This window comes from Anaerolineae bacterium (genome assembly GCA_013178165.1).
Taxonomy (GTDB): Bacteria; Chloroflexota; Anaerolineae; order Aggregatilineales; family Ch27; genus Ch27.
In genome coordinates, this window is the sequence record JABLXG010000008.1 from 1 (window position 1) to 21,906 (window position 21,906).

Annotated in this window: 20 protein-coding genes; 4 read left to right on the forward strand and 16 right to left on the reverse strand. The window is 62.1% G+C overall.

Features of this window, described 5'->3' with window-relative positions; genetic code table 11:
- Positions 1-645: hypothetical protein (locus HPY64_07835; protein NPV67039.1), on the forward strand; the 645-nt coding region annotated here is incomplete at its 5' end.
- Between the two features lie 126 nt (positions 646-771).
- Here HPY64_07835 and HPY64_07840 read toward each other — a convergent pair.
- The 3 genes from HPY64_07840 to HPY64_07850 form a co-directional block, all read right to left on the reverse strand.
- On the reverse strand, positions 772-1,857 hold the full coding sequence (locus tag HPY64_07840) for a hypothetical protein (GenBank protein ID NPV67040.1): 1,086 nt from the start codon (positions 1,855-1,857) through the stop codon (positions 772-774).
- A 67-nt stretch (positions 1,858-1,924) separates the two neighbouring features.
- Positions 1,925-3,001, reverse strand: a complete 1,077-nt coding sequence (locus HPY64_07845) for a hypothetical protein (GenBank protein NPV67041.1) — start codon at positions 2,999-3,001, stop codon at positions 1,925-1,927.
- A 277-nt stretch (positions 3,002-3,278) separates the two neighbouring features.
- Positions 3,279-5,759 (reverse strand): CehA/McbA family metallohydrolase, encoded by a 2,481-nt coding sequence (locus HPY64_07850; protein ID NPV67042.1) that lies wholly within the window; start codon positions 5,757-5,759, stop codon positions 3,279-3,281.
- Between the two features lie 410 nt (positions 5,760-6,169).
- Here HPY64_07850 and HPY64_07855 point away from each other — a divergent pair, with 410 nt between their 5' ends.
- The 3 genes from HPY64_07855 to HPY64_07865 all read left to right on the forward strand — a co-directional run bounded on the left by HPY64_07855 (position 6,170) and on the right by HPY64_07865 (position 10,633).
- The gene (locus HPY64_07855) at positions 6,170-7,660 is read left to right on the forward strand and encodes a hypothetical protein (GenBank protein ID NPV67043.1); all 1,491 of its coding nucleotides are present in this window, start codon (positions 6,170-6,172) and stop codon (positions 7,658-7,660) included.
- A 17-nt stretch (positions 7,661-7,677) separates the two neighbouring features.
- Positions 7,678-9,810, forward strand: a complete 2,133-nt coding sequence (locus HPY64_07860; protein NPV67044.1) for a hypothetical protein — start codon at positions 7,678-7,680, stop codon at positions 9,808-9,810.
- A 175-nt stretch (positions 9,811-9,985) separates the two neighbouring features.
- Complete coding sequence (locus HPY64_07865) at positions 9,986-10,633, forward strand: fatty acid hydroxylase (protein NPV67045.1); 648 nt, start codon at positions 9,986-9,988, stop codon at positions 10,631-10,633.
- A 105-nt stretch (positions 10,634-10,738) separates the two neighbouring features.
- On the opposite strand, the gene HPY64_07870 is transcribed toward HPY64_07865, so the two are convergent.
- The 13 genes from HPY64_07870 to HPY64_07930 form a co-directional block, all read right to left on the reverse strand.
- A complete protein-coding gene (locus HPY64_07870; GenBank protein ID NPV67046.1) occupies positions 10,739-11,155 on the reverse strand; it encodes a monovalent cation/H(+) antiporter subunit G in 417 nt (138 codons plus the stop codon).
- Positions 11,148-11,426: a cation:proton antiporter gene (locus tag HPY64_07875; protein NPV67047.1), complete on the reverse strand. Its 279-nt coding sequence runs from the start codon at positions 11,424-11,426 to the stop codon at positions 11,148-11,150. The genes HPY64_07870 and HPY64_07875 overlap by 8 nt, the downstream gene beginning before the upstream one ends.
- Positions 11,423-11,896, reverse strand: a complete 474-nt coding sequence (locus HPY64_07880; GenBank protein ID NPV67048.1) for a Na+/H+ antiporter subunit E — start codon at positions 11,894-11,896, stop codon at positions 11,423-11,425. The genes HPY64_07875 and HPY64_07880 overlap by 4 nt, the downstream gene beginning before the upstream one ends.
- On the reverse strand, positions 11,893-13,389 hold the full coding sequence (locus HPY64_07885; protein ID NPV67049.1) for a Na+/H+ antiporter subunit D: 1,497 nt from the start codon (positions 13,387-13,389) through the stop codon (positions 11,893-11,895). Before HPY64_07885 ends, HPY64_07880 begins: the two co-directional genes overlap by 4 nt.
- Before the next feature lie 23 nt (positions 13,390-13,412).
- On the reverse strand, positions 13,413-13,754 hold the full coding sequence (locus HPY64_07890) for a Na+/H+ antiporter subunit C (protein NPV67050.1): 342 nt from the start codon (positions 13,752-13,754) through the stop codon (positions 13,413-13,415).
- Between the two features lie 4 nt (positions 13,755-13,758).
- Entirely contained in the window at positions 13,759-14,169 is a 411-nt protein-coding gene (locus tag HPY64_07895; protein NPV67051.1) for a Na+/H+ antiporter subunit B, read from the reverse strand.
- Positions 14,166-15,296 (reverse strand): site-2 protease family protein, encoded by a 1,131-nt coding sequence (locus HPY64_07900; protein ID NPV67052.1) that lies wholly within the window; start codon positions 15,294-15,296, stop codon positions 14,166-14,168. Before HPY64_07900 ends, HPY64_07895 begins: the two co-directional genes overlap by 4 nt.
- 50 nt (positions 15,297-15,346) lie before the next feature.
- Entirely contained in the window at positions 15,347-17,614 is a 2,268-nt protein-coding gene (locus tag HPY64_07905) for a putative monovalent cation/H+ antiporter subunit A (protein ID NPV67053.1), read from the reverse strand.
- A gap of 5 nt (positions 17,615-17,619) precedes the next feature.
- Positions 17,620-18,075 carry a CBS domain-containing protein gene (locus HPY64_07910; protein NPV67054.1) on the reverse strand — a complete coding sequence of 152 codons (456 nt, stop codon included), beginning with the start codon at positions 18,073-18,075 and terminating at the stop codon, positions 17,620-17,622.
- Positions 18,076-18,365: 290 nt separating this feature from the next.
- Complete coding sequence (locus tag HPY64_07915; GenBank protein NPV67055.1) at positions 18,366-18,734, reverse strand: DUF2294 domain-containing protein; 369 nt, start codon at positions 18,732-18,734, stop codon at positions 18,366-18,368.
- A 248-nt stretch (positions 18,735-18,982) separates the two neighbouring features.
- Positions 18,983-19,906: a dihydrodipicolinate synthase family protein gene (locus HPY64_07920; GenBank protein NPV67056.1), complete on the reverse strand. Its 924-nt coding sequence runs from the start codon at positions 19,904-19,906 to the stop codon at positions 18,983-18,985.
- Between the two features lie 62 nt (positions 19,907-19,968).
- Positions 19,969-20,898 carry an ABC transporter permease gene (locus HPY64_07925; GenBank protein ID NPV67057.1) on the reverse strand — a complete coding sequence of 310 codons (930 nt, stop codon included), beginning with the start codon at positions 20,896-20,898 and terminating at the stop codon, positions 19,969-19,971.
- Positions 20,891-21,847 carry an ABC transporter permease gene (locus HPY64_07930; GenBank protein NPV67058.1) on the reverse strand — a complete coding sequence of 319 codons (957 nt, stop codon included), beginning with the start codon at positions 21,845-21,847 and terminating at the stop codon, positions 20,891-20,893. The genes HPY64_07925 and HPY64_07930 overlap by 8 nt, the downstream gene beginning before the upstream one ends.
- Positions 21,848-21,906 lie beyond the last annotated feature (59 nt).

Sequence of the window (21,906 nt, forward strand, 5' to 3'; positions counted from 1 at the left end):
CTGACCGACAGCGACGGCGACGGCGTGGCTGACAGCGCGGACAACTGCCCGGCGGTGGCCAATCCTGATCAGGCGGATACGGACGGCGACGGGATCGGCGATGCCTGTGACGGGCTGACCGACAGCGATGGCGACGGCGTGGCTGATAGCGCGGACAACTGCCCGGCGGTGGCCAATCCTGATCAGGCGGATACGGACGGCGACGGGATCGGCGATGCCTGTGACAGTGCCAGCAGTAGCGGCAGACCTGAGCGGCCCTGGCAGGGCTGGAACCCCGGCGATGACCGCCTGAACCCACACCCCGCCGCGCCAACAGCGATCTACTACACTGGCGGTTTCCTGAATGTATACGCCATCGACCCCGCCAATGGTTCTAACGGCTATCTGGTTTTCAGCATGAGCGGGGAGGACATCCTGGCGGCCTGCACCCCGACTCCGTCACAGCACACGCTCATTGGCTCCGGCGATGGAGGCCGTGTACGGCTGTACTGCCTGAACACGGGTGAACTGCAGATGAACACCCGCTACCGTAACGATGAGGTCGTCTACGTGTGGGATACGCTGCGTCCGACCTACCAGATCACCTACGTCTTCGATGTGGCGACAGGCCAGTTGCTGGGCTACTACAAGGACCTCAACCCCTAACACGGTGATGGCCGGGCGGAACATTGCCTGCCCAGCCAGTCGAGCAGACAACGGGGCGGTCCCTCCCTGGGGCCGCCCCGCTGGGCTGTTTCACCTCTGAAGGGGTAGGGGTGCTTCCAGTACCGATCAAGCCGCCAGCATCCGCTGCAGCGCCCACTGGATCAGCCAAAGGATGAGCGGGAAGATCAACGCCACTCCAACGGCACGGGGAACTTCCGGTTGCCAGGGCCAGGTGGGTGCGTGGCGCAGGGTCTGGAATTCCAGGTCCAGACTGTGGATGGTTTTGTAGAGGTTGTCCATATCGGTCATCTGGTCCTCATTGATCCGGCGATGCAGTTCCTGCCTGGCAGCCCTGGCGAAGCGTCCCGCCTGGGCCAGCCGCTCTTCTCGATCCTCTTTGAGCAGATTGTGGATGCCGATCAATGGGACGATGAAGATCAGCAGGCACACCAGGTTATACCCGATCATCCAGGAAGCCATGGCCGCATTCCTGAGTACCTCCGGCGCGGCCAGGGGCCAACTATAGGTCTGGAGGAGTGTACCGATAGCCATGCGCGCGCTGAAGTTGGAAAAGGCGTAGAGCGGCTGCTGGTTAAACAGATCGACCACCGTATGTTTCGCATAAATATGGCTGACCGTGCGTAGCTGGTGCCAGGCGTGATAGACCAGGTTGGTGGCAACCACACCAATGAGAATTGCCGTGCCCTGAATGAGGGGGCGGTGAATTGCTAGATCGGTGATCGGGATGCTCCAGAACTGGGCATGTTCTGCTGGCGGGACAATTAGCAGCATGAGCAGGCCGATCAGGGCGCCGGCTATGGTGGCAAGCAGGGTGGGACCGCTGGGCATGGTAGTCAGCCGGTAACCCAGGGAAATATAGCTCTCCTCGTTACAGTTCAGGGCCGGGCGGAACCTGTTCAGCGCCAGTCGTGCCTGTCGATCCAGGTAGTGGATCAGCCACAGGTTGTAGAAGGGGGCAGCCAGGTAAACCGGCACAAACACAGGCGGCAGATCAAAGCTGCCATCCTGGGCGCGTCCGATCAGGTCGATAACCACCAGCACCGCCCATAACCCGCCGTAAAATAGCCAGGGTGGGCCAGGCAGCCGATCGACCCAGGCGGTGAAACGATCGATCCAGCTTGGTGGATAGGGGCGCAAGACGCTGGTGGTCGGGGCAGGCAGTTCCGCTGGTAAAGTAGTAAGATCGGCCATCGAGTTGTTCCCTGAAGCTTTGTTGTCCGCTGTGATGAACGAGAGAAAAGCCTGTGCAGATGAGTCATCATCCGCCCAGCATGCGCTGCAGATTCCACTGCACGAACCACAATGCGATGGGGAAGAGCAGTGCGGCAACAACAAGCTGGGCAGTCTCCGGTTGCCAGGGCCAGGTTGGTACACGGCGGAGCCACTTGAGTTCGATCTCCAGGCTGGCAATGGTCTTATTGAGGTTGTCCATGTCGACCATCTCGTTAGCGTCTACACGGCGGTGCAGCTCGGCGACGGTGGCATTGTAGCAGCGGTTGCTCTCAATGAGCAGGCGCTGCTTCTCGGCGTTGATGGTCAGGTGCGCGCTGCTTAGCGGGAACACCATGGAGACTGCCGCCGCGACGAGCAGCAGGGCGAGGATCGCCGCCGGTACTGGCTGTGAGGTCAGTACTGGAGCGCCCCACAGCCAGAGATAGACGAAGGTGATCAGGCCGATAGCAGTGAAGGCGCTCATCCGGGAGAAGGCGTAGACAGGCCGCAGGTCAAAGATGCTAACCTGGGTGTGGTGGCGCAGAATGGCGCGGATGGTTCGAAATTTGTTGATGGTGTGCGCCATCAGGATCACGGCGATGATGAAGTCCGCCATCCCTACTGCGTGGTTGTAATGGATGGAAGCCGCCGTGTTGGCCAGATAAAAAGCCTTAAGGCGGGCGTGCAGCGGAAAGACGGTCAGGAACAGCACACCGGCCACGAAGCCGATGATGGCTCCTACAACCACCATTGACTGGCGCATGGTTGTAAGGCGGTACCGCAGAAATTCGCATTCCTCATCATCGCAATCCAGTGCTGGCCAGAACCGCTTGAGCGAGCGGGTAGCCATGATGTCCTGATAGTGCATCAGTGCCAGGGCATAGGGGCAGGTGAGGGTGACAACGAAGTGGAAGGGCATCAGCCCTTCCTGGCTGGCTGTGATCCACTGGGTGAGAATCTGAATCAGCATAAGGACTGCCCAGAGGCCCAGGTAGAATAGCCAGGGTGGGCCGGGTAGGCGATCAACCCAATCGAAAAACCGGTCGAGCCAGCTTGGTCGGTAAAAGGGTAGCAGCGGAATAGGGGGAGTGGTTGGCAGATGGCTGTCTGTGATGATGGTCATGGTGGCATCCCCTGTGAATACAGTCCAACGTCTTATGTTTTCACGACCACTTGAGTAGTCAGGTTACCCTCCCGGTAGCTTGTTGTGCGCCTGATGACCGGTAAACGGTATTCCTGCGGAGGGAGGTATGGCCAGCGCTGTTGCTGAAGTTATTTATCCTATTTCCCCCTTGTGATCAAGTAGGATTTTCAATAGTATAAGGCTTTAGGGTTCGGCGTGCAAGCCACATTTGTCGGGTGCTAAAGCCCGCCGGTAGGCCGGTGCTTGGTGGTGGCAGTTATTGCCGGTGCGTATGCCGCCGGATAGCTTCAATGGCCTCGTGAAAGGGCCGTTCCAGATAGGCCCGGTGATCGGCTTCCCCGTGATGGTGGTTGACCGAGCCATCAGTGGTGAAGGGGGTGCGTTGCCGGATGTACTCCAGCCCGCCTTCCAGCAGGGTGAGCATGTACTGCGCGGTCTCCTGGCTGGCCATCCACCATTCCCCGCCTACCGCGATGTAGATTGGCGAGGTATGCGCCATGATGGGGCGTCCCCAGTTGTCAAAATGTACCCGGCCCGGTCCAAAGTAGCCAGGACCGCCAGCGCGCGCTGCCAGCCAGGTGTGGTGGTCGATCCTGAGACGGGCTTTCAGGGTCAGCCGGTCGGTCCCAAGTGGCTCCTCAGCGGAGGCGACGACCTGTCCTTCCTGCACGATCTGCAGCGTGTGGATCGGGAAGATGCTGCGTGCCTCGGCCTGGACCTCAACTGTGCCGCCGTTGCCGGGCAGATGCAGGGTGTCGCCGATTTGGGCGCCATCCACAGTGAAGCGTAGCAGTGGCCCGCTGCTGATGAACGTCCGGCCCAGGCGCAAATGCCTGCACCAGGTCTCGTAATCAAACCCTTCGTCGGGTGGGATGTACACATAGGTGCGGTAAAGCCCCACCGGTACGTCAGCGGTCATTTTGTCGGTCCCACCTACCAGCGGTAACCGGTAACCGCCGTTCAGGTAGCGGTAATACTCCAGATGGGGGTAGTTCGCCTGGATGACGAATTCGACCGCGTCAGCCCGGCCAGTGGCGATCAGCGCGGCTGGCTCGCCGTTGGGCACGGGCATGTGCGGGATGACTACCGTGCCGCCCTGGGCATGGCAGGCGTCGGCCCAGTGAGAGAGAGTGGTCTCCAGCCCACCGCCCAGTTCTGCCTCGTCCGGGCCATCCGAGCACCAGGGCATCACCGGCTGCTTGAGGCCGAGCAGCGTCAGGTGTCCCAGCATGTGCTGCCGGTTCTCCTGGCTGGTATAGACGATGGTGCGCCCGTCCGGCGTTGGCACAGGCCGCCCAACGAATTCCTCTGTGCTGGTGAACAGGTGCCCCCACTGGGACTGCAGCAGGTTGATGACGTTCAGACCCTCTCCTTGCGCTTCAAGGTGCGCGCCGTGGGTAGATAGGAAGTGAACGTGCGTGTCGCCGCTGTACCAGCCTTCGGCGTTCAAGTCGGCCCGGTGCCTGAGCCGCAGCGTCAGCTCACGCTGGCCAGGCTGGACAGTTACGCGGGAACGCAGCGGCTCGTATTCGAAACCCCGCGCTACGTCCACCAGCACATCGCCGGTCGGTAGCCAGCCCTGGCAACGGCCGTCGATGTAGGCATAGGTTACATGTCCCAGGCGCAGGTCGCCGCCCAGATCAATGTGCCAGGTGCCCATATCAGACAGCAGGTGGTCATGATGGCCATGCGGCTGGTAAGGGATGCCATCCAGGGAACGGAAATGGACCCGGCAGGGTAGCGGTTGCCCGGTCTCGTCGTCCACAACTGTCACGTGTACCCAGTTCTTGCCATGTTCAGCCAGTTCGATGCGGGCGGCTGGCGTCTGCACGACGCCAGCAGTCAGCACATCACTCCAGGGCACGCTGGCTAGCTCCTCTGTGCCGGACTTCACGGAGAGGGTAGCCGAGGGCAGTGCCGCAACCTCAGCGTAGGCCGGGCTGTTGCGGTTGGAATAGGGTTGCCCCCATCCCCGCAGTGCATCGGCCAGGAAGGTATCAGCGTCCTCACGTGGCAGGGGGTAGGCGTAAGTGACTGTCCCCCGGTCGACTTCGACGGCCAGGTCAAAGGAACGGTCGGCTACTTCCTCTGCAGTGAGGGTGATTTTGATCGGGCGGCGCGGCTCACGGCCAAAAGGATGCTCGGCCAGCGCACTGAGGGTCACACCGCCGATGAGGAAGGCGCGATCCTGCGGTTCGATCTGGATGGTGCTCAGTTCCCGGTCAGGATACGGGTTGGCCCAGGCCCAGAGGAAAAACCGATCACCCGAAGCCTGCATGGCTTCTATCTGCCTGATGCCAGTATGCTCCCAGCGCCCGGCTTCCCGCGCAAACAGATAGTCGAACCGATCTGGCACGGCCAGGAACGGCATCTGCCCCCAGTACTCCAGGCTCCAGGTAGCCGGGATGATGGCGATCTCGAAGCGCTCGCGGATCGGTACGGTCACTGCCTGGCCGTCGGCGAAGCAGAAGCGGTAGCTGGCGATGACCCTGCCCGGCGGTTCCCCCGTCTGCAAATGTGACTGGAGCAGGCGATGGGCGACGATCACCCAGCGCGCCCTGGACATGATAGGGATTTCCAGCGGCTTGAAATCATCCGGACCGAACCGAATCAGACTCACGTTGAACGGCAGGCCGCGCAGGACCTGCGAGCCGAGCGGTTCCAGTTTGCCGTCGGGGAATGCCTGGGGAAGCAGGTTTGACCAGCGGGTGAGATCAAGGGGGGTGTAGTCTGTCATAGGTGTTTACCTCAGTTTTGCTTGGCGGCGGCTTCACGGGGAAAGATGCAGCCGAATCGCGCCAGCACAGGGACAATGGCCGCGCAATCCCGGCCCGGGGAGCATGATGACGGAAGATGCTGATGGAAATAGTGCAGCAAGCTCAGGTTGCCCCGGAAGGTATTGCACCCTGCTGGCTGGCTCGGACGTTCTGGCTGGGCCGTTCCTGCGGGCATTGCGCTCACTATAGCCCCCCTGACCGGTCAAGGCAAACGGGCTGGTAGCGCACCTGCCGGGCGAACTGGCTGGTTCAGGCTTCGGATAGTACCTTCTTAAGGTTGCTTTAATATCCATTTTTCATCTATGATGGGTTTGTGCGGCGCGTCACAAAGGATTGTGGCTGTATGGCCAGCAGGAAGGAGAAAGGGGCCATGTGTCAACGCTTTCGGGCCGCGCTGATCGTGCTGGTAATCCTGCTGTTAGCTCTCATCCCACTTCAAAACAGGGTTGTGCACGCGCAGGGCGGCGGCACGCTGGCTTACGGGGCCAGGGTATTCGGGCGCATCCTGCCGGATACGCCGGTTGTGATGTACAGCTTCAACGGAGCGGCGGGTGACCTGGTGCAGGTCACGGCGCGTAACTGGGTCGGTTCGCTCGATCCACACCTTGATCTGCTCGCGCCGGACGGGCAACTGGCGGCGGTGGCCGCCGTCAGCCCATTCGCCGAGGACGACCTGGAAGCAGCGCTCTCGCTCTTCCTGCCACAGACGGGCATCTACATGCTGCTGGTCAGCGCCGAGAACGGGACGACAGGTGAGTATATGCTCAAGTTGCAGGGGCGCGGCCCGGTCGAAGGCACGCCGCTGCTCTACGGCCAGGCGGTGACGCTGAATCTGACGCCGGACGCAGAGCCGCAGGTGTTCACCTTCGAAGCCGAGGAATGTCCCACGGCGCTGATTGTGGCTGATCTGAGCGAAGGGCTGCCGTTCACCTTCCCCTTCCTGGTCAGGGTACGCAATGAGCAGGGTGCTCCGATCGCCCTGCTGCGCGGGGGCGATGCCCTGGAAGATCGTGTGATTGTCGCTCCCCTGAGCGGGCGTTATGAAGTCACGGTGGAAGCTGATGATCCGGCGTCTGGCGGGACAATCGTCCTGCTGGTGACCTGCCTGGATGGGGCGCCAGGGTGCGTTGGCGGTGGTGCAGCCGGCGGGCCATGCGGCCCGGCGGGTGAATCGCTGGCCTGCTATGAGGATGGGCCGTGCGGTCCCTTTGAAGTGACCGTCACACCGGGCGGAGACGGCCTGATGACCTTCACCTGGCCGGCGGTGGAAGGAGCCGAGTGGTACATCTTCAGCGTCATCGATTCTTCCGGTGTGCTGCTGGCGGATTCGCCCCGCCTGCTGGAGGGGGAGACCAGCCATGTGTATCAGGTGCGTCCGGAAGATGTCAGCCGCGGGCCGTTTACGGCGATTGTCCACGCGGGCGGAGAAGGCGCCGTGCCCGGCACCGCCATTCGCTGCATCGACAACGTTACCTTCAGTCTCGACGGGCAGGTGACCGACGAGTGCCAGGGGATCGACGTCCGAGTGGATTATGTACCCGGTGCGGATCGAAGGGTTGTTGTTTCCTGGAGTGCCGTGCCTGGTGTAGGAGCATACACCATTCATGTGTACGGCTATGATGATGGCGGGCTGGTGGGCATCCGCGTTTTCACGGTGCCTGGCAGTGCTACAAGCTACCATCTTGAGGGCGTCTTCCCCGGCGAATACTCGCGGTTCAACATCGTCGTGAGGGCGTACACCAGTCCCAGCGGGGGCGGCGCTTTCGGGGATATGCCGACCGGATTCCTGTGCAGCGGCAGTACCGATGTCGAATTCGGGCCAGCTGGAGCTGCACGCTGGATTCTGTCGCTGGGGTCCTGAGCGGGGGAGGATCAATCATGAACAGGCGAACAAACTGGATTCGGCTGGCTCTGCTCGGGGCGGTGCTCAGCATGGTATTGCTCGGCCTTGTTGATAGTCCGGCGAACATTACCCTGGCGCAGACCGGTGGGACGCTCAGCTATGGCTCCAGGCTCTATGCTACCCTCTCAACTGAAGCGCCTGCGGCCACCTACAGCTTCACGGGCAACGCCGGTGATCTGGTGACCGTCCTGGTTGAAAGCTGGACCGGGACGCTGGACGCGCAGATCGATCTGATCGCGCCAAACGGGGTGATTCTGGCGGCCAGCGACCGGAACCGGCGCGATGACGAACCGCTGGGCGCGTACCTGGCGGCTGTGTTGCCGGACGCCGGTATCTACCTGTTGCGGATCAGCGGCCAGAACGGGACGACGGGCGATTTCCTGCTGACGCTGCTGGGAAGGGGCGCGCTGACGGCAACCGCGCTGGCTTACGATCAGCCGGTCGATGTCGCCATCCCGCCGGGCGCCTCGCCGCAGTATTTCTCGTTTGTCGTGGAGGATTGCCCGACGACTCTGCTGGTCACCAATCCTGCTGAGGGGCTGCCCTTCACCTTTCCATTCCTGGTCAAAGTGCGTGACCAGCGCGGCCAGACAGTGGCGTTGCTGCGCGGCGGCGAGGAGCTGGAGGACTGGGTGACGCTGGCACCATACAGCGGGCGCTATGAGGTAGAAGTGAGGGCGGCGGATCCGGCAGTTGCCGGCTCGCTGCGCCTGCTGGTGACCTGCTCCAGTGACAACCCCGGCTGCCCGCCGGGCCAGCCGATCGCTGGTTTGCCGGGCGGCTTGGCCGGCCTGGAAGCATGTCTACCCTGTCCTGATCCTGACGATGAAGTGCCGGGTGGGGGCTGCCCTGATCTCAATTTCAGGGCGTGGCAGTCTGAAGGTAACCCACTGGAGATCATCGTCCGCTGGGATGCTGCGCCCGGCGCGGATGGATATGCGGTCTATGTCATCGGTCTGTTGGGCGGTGGAGGGGAAGTTTACCTGACTCATAGTGTGTGGACGCCGGGCGATCCGCTGGTATTCACCGCGGTTCTGCCGGAAGGCTATGCCGGATTCCGGTTTATCCTGCGGGTCTACAGCGGTGACGTGACGATCTGCACGGCGGAGACTGAAGTGACCATTGAGGGCGGGCCGACGTGCGAGCGCTTTACGGCCTGGCTTGCCGAACAGACGGACACGTCGGTGACTGTCGGCTGGTCTGATTACCCCGGTGCGGATGGCTACTGGGTCGCCGTCGGCGACGCTGCTACGCGTATGCTTTTGCCTGGTTGGCCGGTTGTCCTGCCGCCCAGCGAGCACAGCACCAGTATCGCGGGCTTGCTGCCCGGTGATTACTTCGTTGCCGTGGCTCCCTACCTGCCTCGTGGCGGGCCGATCTGCATCCGGGAAGTGCCCTTCACGATTGGGGGAGGGCCGGGGGAGCAGTTCATCTGTACTATCAGCACTGACCGTCGTGATGTGCCGGTGCGCGTGGGGCCAGGATATACGCGGGCCATCTTCGCTTTCCTGACACCTGGTATGGAATATGGGGTTGCCGGGCAGGCGACGGATGGCGACGGTAACCTGTGGTGGCAGATCGACAAGACGCTGATCCCCGGCCATGAGATGGTGATCAGCCTGTGGGTGGCTGCCGACGACGTGGAGGAGAATGGCACGTGGTGCGCCAACGTGCCGCCGGGCGACGTGCCGCCGCTGATCCCCCAAGAGCCAGACCGACCGACCGGTCAGTGGCTGCCGTGCGGCTCATGCGACACCTGTGGACATCCGGCCAGCGAATGTGTCACTTCACCGGAGGGGGAGTGCCTGTGGGATCCAGCCTCTTGCGCGGGCGTTCCGCCGGATGACGGCAGCGGGTGTTATGCGGTCATAGCGGCAGTGGATCCAGGGCGGTGCCAGACGCCTGTCTCAGCCATGCTCGACACGCCGCCGAACTGCGGCAGCCGCTATACGCCGGGCACGACGATCAATGCCCATGCGGTGGCAGTCGACCCCAAGTGCAATGTGGAATACTGGTCAGGGTGCGGCGCGTCGGGCACAGAGAACAGCATCACCTTTACACCGACCGGCAGTTGTACGATTACAGCGCATATGTACTACGGCAACTAGGCCGTAGCCGCTGTAACAACGCTGACAGGGCGACTCCGCGATCAGTCCCAGGCCTATCAACCGGGATGCGATCGCCGGAGTCGCCTTGGCGTTGTAGAAGCATGAGATTGGATGCGGAATTGTGCTGAAGTGCTGGTACAATGGGTAGAAATACCTCACACCAAGGAGCGAGGCCATGAACTCCCTACCCGCCGATACCCGCCGCGATTCCGAATCGATCCGCCTCTTTGAATCCGATTTCCTGGAATTCTTCACGCATATCAGTCCGGTGACCGTCCTGGTGATGTGGGTGCCGGTGACGATTCTGTTGCTGGCCGACGCGGCAGCCAATGCGCCGGCGACTGGCTTTCCATGGTACATCCTGGTAGCGGTGATTCTTGGCTGGGCGCTGTGGACGCTGACGGAGTACACCCTGCACCGCTTCCTGTTTCATTACAAGCCGCGCACGCCACGGTTGGAGCGTCTCTTCTTCCTGTTTCATGGCGTGCACCATGCCCAGCCACAGGATAAAACGCGCCTGGTTATGCCCCTTCCGGTCAGCATCCCGCTGGCCCTGCTATTCTACGGGTTGTTCTACCTGGTGGTGGCGGAACTGCTCAAAGCTCCGCTGTGGGTGAATCCGCTGATGGCGGGATTTGTTTTCGGTTATCTGTGTTACGACATGATCCATTACGCGACCCACCACTTCCCCATGCGCTCGCGGGTGGCCAGGTTTCTCAAGCGCTACCACATGATGCACCACTACAAAGACCCGGACACGCGCTTTGGCGTCAGCGTGCCCATCTGGGACTATGTTTTTGGGACGGTAGGGCAGGGGCGCTGAGTCGTTTCCACTCCAAATCCAAGAAGTAAGATGCCTCGGCCAGCCAGAAGACTTCAGCTGGCCGGGGTTGTGGAAAGGATTAAAGAGATCAGCAGACCCGCTGGTTCAGCGGGTACGCGCTCCCGCTTCAATAGCAGGCGTACTCCCATCTGCCTCGGAGGAGTCGCAGCGGCGGCTTTGCAGACGGTGGGTACGCCGATCGTACCGGTCGCATAGCTGGTCAACGACCGTGTTGGCCCACAGGGGGGTACCGTTGAAGTAGGCAGCGCGGGCGATCATATGGGTGGCGACCGGCGTGGTCAGCATGACGAACACCACGGTCGCCAGGGCCTGCGCGGATACGGTCAGGTCGCCAAAGAAAACCGCTGCTGCCAGCAACGTCGCGCCGACGCCCAGGGTTGCCCCTTTGGCGCTGGCGGACATGCGCATGAAGACATCCGGCATCCGCACCAGCCCGATCGCCGCGATGACAATGAAGACCGACCCGATGATCATGAGCAGCGCGCTCAGGGTTTCACTGATCACGGAGGGTGCTCCTTTCAATGTAGTAGGCGAAGGCCACCGTCCCCAGGAAGGAGAGCAGGGCGATCACCAGCGCCACATCCAGCATCAGGGATACATTGGTGGCGATGGCGTAGACGGCGGTCACACTGATTCCGATCAGGGAAAGGAAGTCCAGCGCCACAACGCGGTCCGGCAGGCTGGGGCCGCGCAACAGTCGGAAGAAGGCCAGCAACATCGCGCCAACCAGTAGCGGCAGGCTGATTAGCAGGGCCAGTAGACTCAGGTTCATGCGAACAACTCCTTGATCCGGCGTTCGAAACCGTTCTTGATTTCCGCCCGGAAGGTTTCCACGCTCTCGATGTGAATGACATGCACGTAGAGTTCGCTCCGGTCATCGGAGATATCCAGCGAGAGTGTGCCAGGGGTCAGCGTCAGCAGGTTGGCCAGCAACGTGATCTGCAGGTCGGATGTCAGCTCCAGCGGGACAGCGATCACACCGGGCCGCATGTCGTAGCGTGGCTTGAGCACGTAATAGGCCATCCGCAGATTGGCCAGCAGTAACTCGGTCAGGAAGAATCCGGCAAAGCGGATAGCCAGCCAGAATTTGTGGAAGTACACCGGGCGCTCATCGCTGCGGCGTGTCAGCCACAGAATCAGGTAGCCCAGCCCGAAACCGATCGCCAGATTGCTCGCAGTGAACTGCCCGGTCAGGGCGATCCAGGCCAGGGCCAGCAGGATATTGAGCAGAAAAGTGGTCACAGGGCGCCTCCCAGTACTGTCTGGATGTAAGCGGACGGGTCGATCAGTTGCTGCGCGGCGGCGGTCGCCAGCGTGAAGATCGGCTCCGCCAGCATGCCCAGCAGCACGGTCAGGCCCACCAGGGTTAACGCGGGCAGGAAGTAAAGCAGCCGTTCCCGCCCCTGCAGGACGTGGATCGGCTCCTGCACCGTGCGCGGCTTCCAGAACGCTTCCGTCCAGATTTTGGTCATGGAGAACAGGGTCAGGATACTCACACCCAGGCCGACAGCGGTGATGGCGTACTGGCCGGCTTCCAGCCCGGCGCGTACCAGGGCGAACTTGGCCCAGAAGCCGGAAAGCGGTGGCAGGCCGGCCAGCGACAGGGCTGGCAACAGGAACAACAGTGCCACGCCAAGATGGGACTGGTACAGCCCGCCGAGTTGCTTGAGATGATAAGTCCCCTGCAGGCGGTGCACGATTCCGCTGACCAGAAAGAGCGCCGACTTGGTGATGATGACGTGCACCATGAAAACCAGCGTTGCTGCCAGCGCCAGCGGTGTATATAGCCCCAGCCCCAGCAGCAGGTAGCCGATCTGGCTGATGATGTGGAAGGAAAGCAGCCGCCGCATCTCCATCTGGGCCACTGCTCCCAGTACGCCGGTGACCATGGTCAGCCCGGCCAGGACCAGCAGAAGGGTATGCGTGTAGGCGATGTCCTGGGTGAAGAGCAGGGTGAAGGTGCGGATCAGGGCGTAGACGCCGACTTTGGTGAGCAGGGCGGCAAAGATGGTCGTCACCGGCAATGGCGGCGTATGGTACGAATCAGGCAGCCAGAAGAACAGCGGGAAGATCGCGGCCTTGATCCCGAAAGCAACCAGGAACAGCATCGCCAGCACGGTGATCAGCCCTGACTGACCCAGACGCGGGAGTTGTACAGCCAGGTCAGCCAGGTTGAGCGTGCCAGCCACGCTATACAGGATGCCCACCGCGCTCAGGAACAGCGCGGATGCGATCAGGTTCAGGGTGAAGTACTTGATCGCTCCGGCCAGTTGCGCCCGTTCGCCGCCCAGCACCAGCAGCACAAACGACGCAATCAGCAGCACCTCAAACCACACATACAGGTTGAACAGGTCGCCGGTCAGAAAGGCCCCGCTAACACCCATCAGCAGGATCAACAACAAGGGGTAGTAGCCAAACGATTCGCGGGCAGGGTCCATACTGACCAGTGAATACACCATGACCACCGCCCCCATCAGGCCGGTCACGGTGACCATGACCGCGCTGAACAGATCGGCTGCCAGCGTGATGCCGAATGGCGCAGGCCAATCGCCGATCTGCAGGGCAAGGATTCCATCGTTGACTACACTGATCAGGAGCAGCACTGCTACCACCAGCAGGCCAGCGGCGCCGGCGAGACCCAGCCAGCGTTGCATCCGGCGTTGCCGCCAGGCCAGCAACGCCGCGCCCGCCGCGATCAGCGGAATAAGGATCGGAAGGACAAGAAGGTGATGCATCACTGACTTTGCCTTTCTGCCTGCTAGGTATCCGGGGTCCGGATTTTGTCCAGATCGACGCTGCCTACCGCCTGGTAAACCCGCTTGAACAGCACCAGTGCGAACGCCTGGATGCCGAACCCGATCACGATCGCGGTCAGGATCAGGGCCTGGGGGACGGGATCGGTGGCAACGGGGGCGGCACCCTCTGCGGGCACCAGCGCCGGCGCGCCGCGGTTGAGGCCGCCGACCGTGAAGATCAGGAGGTTGGCAGCGTGGCCCAGCAGCACCAGACCGATGATCACTTTGACCATACTGCGCCGCATGACCATGTAGAACCCGGCTGCGTACAGCCCGCCGATGACTACTGCCAGCAAAATCTCCATCCGCCTATTCCTCCATCAGCGTGAAAATCATCATCAACGCAACGCCGATCACGACCAGGAACACGCCAAGGTCAAAGATCAGCGGCGTGCCAACCTTGCCGATGACCGGCAGTTCGACAGTGCTCCACAGTCCGGTCATGAACGGCTTTCCGGCTAGCAGGGCTATCAGGCCGCTGGCGGCGGCCAGTAACAACCCGATCGCAATGAAGCGGCGGGGCGAGAATCGTAGCACGGCCCGCGCCTGTTGCATGTCATGAGCGATGGCGTACAGGGCAAAGGCCGCCGCCACCACCAACCCGGCGATGAAACCACCCCCTGGCTCGTTGTGCCCGCGCACAAGCACAAACAACGCAAAGAGGAGCTGCAAAGGCAGCAGGTAGCGAACCGCAACCGACAGAATGGCGGATTTGCTCATAGCTGCGGCTCCATTCTCACATTAAGCTGGGCGCGGACTTCCAGCAGACGGGTGACGTCTTCACGGGAAAGCAGACCCACCAGGCGGCCTTGTTCCATGACCGGGATGTAGACCCCTGCTTGACCCAGACGGCCCAGAACATCCATCAGCTTCATCTCCGGCGGTACAGCCTCCAGTCGATCCAGCGGCACGGCGATCTGCCCGACAGTAGTAAGGGGCCGCTGCGCTGCCGGGACATCCTTGATCTCATTGATGGTTAGCAGTCCTTCGATTCCATCGCCGTTAGTCACAACAAAGACGCGCTGACCGCTGGTGAGAATCTGCGTATCGATCAGCGTCTGCAGAGATGTCAGGGGGGTGACACGCGGAAAACCGGTATTCATTGCCTGCGCTACGCGCACATCATGCAGGAGGTACCGCGTGCTGGTCTGGGCGTAATTCGCGGCAATGGCATTCTGCAGGAACCAGCCGATAAAGATCAGCCACAGGCCATTGAAGATGCTGCCGGTAAGCAGTGTGAAGATGCCCCAGGCGCTGAAGCCTAGCGCCACGACCTGGCCAATTCCTGAAGCGATCAGGGTAGCGCGCTGAAAGCTGCCGGTCCAGTGCCAGATCGCCGCACGTAGCATCCTGCCGCCATCCAGCGGGAAACCAGGGATCAGGTTGAACAGCGCCAGGATCAGGTTGATCCGGGCCAGCCACACGCTGGGCGCGGCCAGCAGCGGGATGGCGTGATCGATCAGAAAGAGCAGTTCAAAGGCGCCCGCCAGGGCAAAACTGGCTAACGGTCCGGCGATGGCGATGCGGAATTCCACACCCGGCTTGGTAGGCTCCTCGCTGATGTATGCTGCACCGCCGAAGATGAACAGCGTGATCTGCTGTACGGGCACGCCGTTGCGCAGGGCCACCAGCGCATGGGCCAGCTCGTGCACCAGCACTGAGCCGAAGAACAGCAGGCTGGTCAGCAAGCCAAGTGCCCAGTGGGCCTGGAGGCTGAGTTGAGGGTACTCCGCCGGGAAGTAGCCTGTCGCCAGCGACCAGGTCACCAGGCCGAAGATCAAAAACCAGCTAGGATGCACCCCAATCGGGATATTCCACAGGCGTAACAGTGTGATCGTCCGTTCCATTTTGCAGTACCTCCTAAAACTCAATCCCTGGCGTCAGACAGTCCGCATGATTATTCGGAAGGCTCGTCTTCAGCGGCCCGCAGCTTCAGCAGGGCGTACACGCCCAGCGCAGCAACGGCGAGCACCGTGATTTCACCCAGCGTATCGATCGCCCGGAAGTCGACCAGGATCACATTGACGATGTTGCGCCCTTTGGCCAGGTCAAAGCTGTTTTCTGCAAAGAAGCCCGCCAGCCGCGATGTCGTTGGGGAGCCAATCGCCACCAGGGCCAAAATGGTCATCAGGCCACCCATCGCCAGCGAGATTGCTGCGTCGCGCAGGCGGCTGCTGCGCTTGGAGATGCCCATGTAGCGCGGCAGGCGGTAGAGTACCAGCACGAACAGAATGACTGTCAGGGTCTCCACGGCGGCCTGGGTCATAGCCAGGTCCGGTGCGCTGAAGAGCAGGTAGATCATCGACACGCCAAAGCCCACCACACCCAGCGCGGCGATGGCTGCCAGACGGGAAGTGGCGCGTATCACCATCCAGGTCGCCAGCAGAATCACGGTCGCCAGCAGGGCTTCGTGGATATACAGCGTGGAGTCGGCTGGCGTGACTATCCCCGGTGCACTGTGCAGCCAGGCCCCGCCGACCAGCAGGGCGGTTGCTCCCACGATCACCAGCAGGTAGTAGCGGAGGTAGCCATGCTGCAACACACGGGTCTGGGCGCTAGCCAGCGCCAGCAGACCGCGCAGGCTGCGCTCATAGTTGGCCGCTGGACCGAATCGCTCCACCCATGCGGCCAGGGTCACAGGCAGGGCCAGCCGTTCCCGGCGGAAGTACAGCCCGGCGCCAGCGACCAGCGTGATCACGCTGAGCAAGAGTACCAGGTTGAGGCCATGCCACAGGGCCAGTTTGGCCGTTGCCGGTCCGCCGAGGACGGCTGAGAGCGCTGGCGTAATCAGACGATCTCCCACCGGTCCGGCCAGCAGCCCCAGCGTCACGCTCAGGGCTGCCAGCGTCAGCGGGCCAAGCCACAGCGGCCAGGGACCCTCATGGGGTGACGGTGGGGTCACCGCTGGCCGGGCAGCAAAGAACGGTTTGAAAACTGCCAGCCCTGCCGCAGCCACCGTCAGGATGTTCGTCGCCAGCGCCACACCGGTCGCCAGTATCGGCAGCGAGGTGCCCAGCGTCGAATCGTAGACGATCTCTTTGCCCAGGAAGCCCAGGAATGGCGGCAGTCCGGCCATCGACAGGGCAGCGAGCGCCCCGGCCAGGGCACTGATCGGCATCGCCCGGCTCAGGCCGCCCAGCCGGGTGATGTCCCGCGTGCCGGTCTCATGATCAATTGCCCCGGCGACCATGAAGAGCGCGCCTTTGTACAGCGCGTGAGCCAGCAGGAACACCAGCGCGCCCTTGACCGCCAGCGGCGTCCCGATGCCCAGCAGGAAGACCAGAGTCCCCAGCGCACTGACGGTCGAATAGGCCAGGATGCGCTTGAGATCACGGTGTTGCAGGGCCACAAAAGCGCCGGCCAGCATGGTGATCGCGCCGATCCCGATCAGAGCCGTCTGCCAGAGCGCAGTCCCGCCTAGCGCCGGGCTGAGCCGGGCCAGCAGGTAAACCCCGGCCTTGACCATGGTTGCTGAGTGAAGGTAAGCGCTGACCGGCGTCGGAGCGGCCATGGCTCCCGGTAACCAGAAATGAAAGGGAAACTGCGCCGACTTGGTGAATGCGCCCACCAGGATCAGGATCAGCGCCGGGGCGTAAAGGGCATGGGCGCGCAGCGCGTCCCCCTCCCTGAGCAGGGCAGATAGCTCCAGACTGCCCCCGGCGATACCGAGCAGGATCAGGCCAGCCAGCAACGCCAGACCGCCCCCGCCGGTAACCAGCAAGGCCTGCAGGGCCGCCTGCCGCGAATCGGCCTTGGCGTGGTTGTAGCCGATTAACAGGTAGGATGTAATGCTGGTCAGTTCCCAGAAAATAAACAGTATGATCAGGTTGTCGGCAGTCACTACGCCCAGCATCGCCACCATGAACAGGAGCACAATGACGTAGAAGCGGTTGAGATTCTCGTCTCCGGCCAGGTAACCGCTGGCATAAGTCACCACAAGCACACCGATGCCGCTGATGATCAAGGCGAAGAGCAGGGCCAGCCCATCGATGCGGAAGGCCAGTCTAACCCCCAGACTCTCCACCCAGGGGTAGCTGGCCGTCAGGGTTTCACCCTGGCTGATGGGGGCCAGCATGCTCAGGAAGAGCGCGGTCAGGGTCAGTGGCAGGATGGCGGGCCAGACGCTGCCCGTCCGGCGCAGGCTCCTGGTGAGAATCGCTGCCATATCGGTCATGACTTATCCACCTTCATGGCCACCCGGATCAGGTCCGAGCGGGAGATGATGCCAACCAGTTGCTTGCCCCGGACAACGGGCAATGAGTGGTAGTTATGATAGGCCATCAGCGCGGCGATGCGTTCCATCTCATCATCCACCTGCACCAGCTCCATGTCACGGGTCATGACCTCTTTGACGGGCAGGTGGCGCGTCTTCCAGTAGAAATCGGGCAGGTCGGAGATGTTCACCAGGGTATTGAACAGGTGAGCCATCCGCGTTTCGGAAAAGCGCATATCCTTGAGCTTGGGGAAAAGCTCGTTGAGGCTGACCATGCCCACAACTTCCTGCTGGGCGTTGACGACCGGCACCGCATTGATCTGCCTGGTGATCAGAATCCTGGCGACTTCCTCCACCGTGGCATCTTGATCGACCGCGATGACCTCCCTGGTCATGATCTGCTCAGCCTTCATGATGAGTGTCTCCTCTACTGACCGTTCTACTGGCGGCAGGGCAAATGAAAAGGCCGACGTCAAGCTCGCCCTCCAAGGGCGGGTCTGGCGTCGGCCTACCCTGCAACCGGCCTGCTCAGCGGGAATACTGAGCCTGCCTTTTGCCCTGTCTGCCGCACGTACTGTTTTCTAAAACAAATTGTACCATGCCCGGCATGCTGGTTAAAGCCCGCTGGCATAAGAATCGGATAAGAAAGCGGAGAAAAGCTGTCGTCAAACCTGGCGGCGGGAACGCAACCGCCCAACCGCCCTCATACAGGTTTGCGGTCGAGAGGGGCGTCTACCGTCAGGATGATGACGCGCTCGTCAGCACGGATGCTGATGTCGGTGTGCATGCAGACCAGGCGCCCCCCGATCACCTGTCGGACAATCCCCTCAAGCTGGTCGCGCGCGCTTTCCATGAGTTGCTGTCGTGTCCGCTTGACCAGTTCGATCCCGTCCGGAGTTGTCGCCAGCCTGATCTCAGCCGGGGTCAGGATGCCCCGCAAGCGGATCACGATCATGTCGTCGACGAAGAATGTCCGGGCTTCATGAGGCCCGCGCCCCAGAAACTCTTTTTCCAGCTTGATGATGGCGCTGGTGATTTCAGCCTCCTGCTCGCCGCGAGTTCTTTTGGTCATGGTCATGGCATCTTATCAAGGGGGCAATCCAGGCGCTAACCGGTCAGGCAGGGTACTTCCGGAAAGCTGATCTTATTGAGGGGCGGACCTGACTGACACCATCATAGCGTATACCGGCTGGTAGTCCAAGCGCTCCCGGCGTGTTCAGTTGTCATCTCCTGGCGCAGCACCGGGCCAGCCTTAGCGCGGACGCAAGCCCTTCAGGGGCGCGGGTGGCACATCCAGCGCCCCTGGATGCTGTCACAAACCTATGCCGGAGTTCCGGTGGTTGGTTCCGGGGCAGTCAGGTGTACCAGAGCCATGAAGTCCTGCTGTTCCAGCGCGGCCCTGAGCGCTGGTTGTTGCGCGGCGGGCAGGGATGAGCTGGGCAGGCGCGGCTGGCCGCAATCGAAACCGAGCAGGCCGAGGGCGTACTTGAGCGCCGCCAGGACGCCGTACCGGATCAAGACGGTTGTCACCCGGTTGATGCGCAGTTGCAGATCGTGCGCTTCGGCCAGTCGCCCCCCGGCAACCAGCGCTTTGAGCCGCAGGTAAGCCCCCGGCATCAGGTTAATGGTGGAGCCAATGCAGCCATTGGCGCCCATCATGGCCGCATAGACGCATTGCTCGTCCATGCCGGAGAATACCGTCCATGGGCGGCCCTGCCCCATCTGGATGATCTGCCCCATCTCGTACATATCCGGGCCGGTGTACTTGGTCCCGCCGATACCGGGAATCGGCAGCAGTGCCTCCATAAGCTGCAGCGGGGCGATCTGCGGGTGGATCAGGTAGGGCAGCAGGGGCAGGTCCGGGACTGCCTCCGCCAGCCGTTCGAAGTAAGCTCGCAGACTGTCGAGCGTCGTGTAATTGGCGGGCAGGATGCTGCTGATGGCTGCCGCGCCCTGTTCGCGGGCATGGATGGCCAGCGTTATCGCGTCGTGGAGGGCCAGCGCGCCCACATGCACCAGAACGGGGACGCGTCCGGCAACCTGTTCCAGTACGGTCCCGGTGATCGCCTGGCGTTCGGCAACTGTAAGCGCAAGGCCTTCGCCGGTGGAACCGCACAGGTAAAAGCCATTGACACCTTTGCTGAGGTGATACTCCACCAGTGCGCGCAGCACGTGGAGGTCAGGCTTATCATCCGGGGTGAAAGGGGTGACCAGCGCCGGCATCACCCCGCTGAATGTGCGCATACGAGGACACCTTCCTGAGAGAATGGCCATGTCAAGGGTATAAAGCGCGGTTTTCCCACACGCTACAGCACCATGGTGGGGTCGGCGGCGTCGCGCAGGCCATCGCCGATGAAGTTCACGAATAGTACCGTCAGCACGGTGAATATCGACGGTGGAATCCACATCCAGGGCAGTTCGCGCAGGATCTGCAGGTTGCGGGCTGCTTCCAGCATATTGCCCCAACTGGGCGTGGGCGGGGCGACCCCCAGCCCCAGAAAGCTCAACCCTGCCTCGGTCAGGATGGCGTTGCCGACGGTGAAGCTGACCATGGCCACCAGCGGTGCGATCACATTCGGCATGATGTGCACGAAGATGATCCGCCGGTGACTCAGCCCCAGGCAGCGCGCCGCGGTGACAAACTCCTGCTCCCGCAGGGAGAGGAACTGTCCCCTGACCAGCCGGACCGTCCCCGGCCAGCTCAGCCCGCCGATGACGGCGATCAGCGTTAACAGCGAACGTGGCAGAAACGAGGCCAGGGTCAGCATGATCACTATCGGCGGCAGGGTGAGGACGATATCGGTGAAGCGGCTGATGATCCAGTCCGCCTTGCCGCCGTAGTAACCGGCTGTTGCTCCTAGCGTCACACCGATGACGGTGGAGAGCAGGGTGGCCGCGGCGGCCACACTGAGCGAGACTCGCCCGCCATGAATGGTGCGGCTCCAGATGTCGCGTCCGGTGCGATCCGTGCCGAACCAGTGCGCGGCGCTGGGTGGCGACTTGGCTGCCCGCAGGTCCATCTGCTCATAGGGATAGCGCTCGATCTGGGCGGCGAAGACGACCAGCAGAATCATGGTCGCCAGGCCGGCCACCCCCACGATGGCCAGCCGATTGCGCAGGAAGCGCCGCAATGTCCGCCGGGTCAGCGATTCCGGGCGGGCGCGCGAACCGGTCAGTTCAACCACGGCCGTTGACCTGTCCGGTGTGTGGGTTGGAGTGGCGGGCTGGCTAGTCATAGCGGATCCTCGGATCGATCATGCCATACGCCAGGTCGGTCAGCAGGTTGGCCGTGAGCACAACGATGGCGATCACCGTGTTCATGCCCATGATCAGGGGCACATCTTTGGAATTCACGGCGTCCAGATACATGGTGCCCATGCCAGGCCAGCTAAAGATGGTCTCGATGAAAACCGCGCCAACAACCAGACTGGGCAGGCTCAGCCCGATCACCGTGATCACCGGCAGCAGGGCGTTTGGCAGGGTATGCCGCCAGATTACGACGCGCTCGCGCAGCCCTTTGCCCCTGGCTGTTCGCACATAGTCGGTATGCAGCACCTCTAACATGCTGAAGCGCGTGTAGCGCATGAACGTGGCGATATACGCCAGGCTGAGGATGCCCGCCGGCAGGATCAGATGGTGCAGGGTATCCCACACCGTCGGATCGCGCTGCACAGGGCGCATCCCGCCGGAAGGGAAAATCTTCCACTCGATGGCGAACAGGTACATCCCTAGGATGCCGGTGATGAAGGCGGGCATGGAGATGCCTACAAAGGAGAGAGTCGTCAGGGCAAGGTCCCAGAATGAGTATTGTCGCAGCGCCGTGAAGACACCCAGGCTCACGCCAATGATCGTGCCGACCAGCAAGGCGGTGCTCATCAGCAACAGGGTGTTGCCCAGCCGGCGACCGATGGCCGCCAGCACCGGCTCGCCGGAGACGTAGGTCAGGCCAAAGTCGCCCTGTACGGCGTTGCCCAGCCACTTGAGGTAACGCACCGGGGCCGGCTGGCCCAGCCCGAATCGCTCGCGGATAGCCTCCAGGGTTTCGGCGGAATAGCCGATTTCCGGGTTGATGAAGTTGTCCGCCACATCACCGGGCGCCAGTTCGATCAGCGCGAAGATGATGATGGTGACGCTGATCAGCACCGGGATGCTAACCACGATGCGTCGGATCAGATACTTGAACATCTGTGTCCGCCCTCGTCGCTATGCCTTACGATGCGGGTGGAAGCCAGGCCACCCCGGCC

Bases quoted from the DNA above. Each gene is read 5' to 3' on its own strand.
- HPY64_07840 (NPV67040.1), bottom strand. From the start codon at position 1,857: ATGGCCGATCTTACTACTTTACCAGCGGAACTGCCTGCCCCGACCACC.
- HPY64_07845 (NPV67041.1), bottom strand. From the start codon at position 3,001: ATGACCATCATCACAGACAGCCATCTGCCAACCACTCCCCCTATTCCG.
- HPY64_07850 (NPV67042.1), bottom strand. From the start codon at position 5,759: ATGACAGACTACACCCCCCTTGATCTCACCCGCTGGTCAAACCTGCTT.
- HPY64_07855 (NPV67043.1), top strand. From the start codon at position 6,170: ATGTGTCAACGCTTTCGGGCCGCGCTGATCGTGCTGGTAATCCTGCTG.
- HPY64_07860 (NPV67044.1), top strand. From the start codon at position 7,678: ATGAACAGGCGAACAAACTGGATTCGGCTGGCTCTGCTCGGGGCGGTG.
- HPY64_07865 (NPV67045.1), top strand. From the start codon at position 9,986: ATGAACTCCCTACCCGCCGATACCCGCCGCGATTCCGAATCGATCCGC.
- HPY64_07875 (NPV67047.1), bottom strand. From the start codon at position 11,426: ATGAACCTGAGTCTACTGGCCCTGCTAATCAGCCTGCCGCTACTGGTT.
- HPY64_07885 (NPV67049.1), bottom strand. From the start codon at position 13,389: ATGCATCACCTTCTTGTCCTTCCGATCCTTATTCCGCTGATCGCGGCG.
- HPY64_07890 (NPV67050.1), bottom strand. From the start codon at position 13,754: ATGGAGATTTTGCTGGCAGTAGTCATCGGCGGGCTGTACGCAGCCGGG.
- HPY64_07895 (NPV67051.1), bottom strand. From the start codon at position 14,169: ATGAGCAAATCCGCCATTCTGTCGGTTGCGGTTCGCTACCTGCTGCCT.
- HPY64_07900 (NPV67052.1), bottom strand. From the start codon at position 15,296: ATGGAACGGACGATCACACTGTTACGCCTGTGGAATATCCCGATTGGG.
- HPY64_07905 (NPV67053.1), bottom strand. From the start codon at position 17,614: ATGGCAGCGATTCTCACCAGGAGCCTGCGCCGGACGGGCAGCGTCTGG.
- HPY64_07910 (NPV67054.1), bottom strand. From the start codon at position 18,075: ATGAAGGCTGAGCAGATCATGACCAGGGAGGTCATCGCGGTCGATCAA.
- HPY64_07915 (NPV67055.1), bottom strand. From the start codon at position 18,734: ATGACCAAAAGAACTCGCGGCGAGCAGGAGGCTGAAATCACCAGCGCC.
- HPY64_07920 (NPV67056.1), bottom strand. From the start codon at position 19,906: ATGCGCACATTCAGCGGGGTGATGCCGGCGCTGGTCACCCCTTTCACC.
- HPY64_07925 (NPV67057.1), bottom strand. From the start codon at position 20,898: ATGACTAGCCAGCCCGCCACTCCAACCCACACACCGGACAGGTCAACG.
- HPY64_07930 (NPV67058.1), bottom strand. From the start codon at position 21,847: ATGTTCAAGTATCTGATCCGACGCATCGTGGTTAGCATCCCGGTGCTG.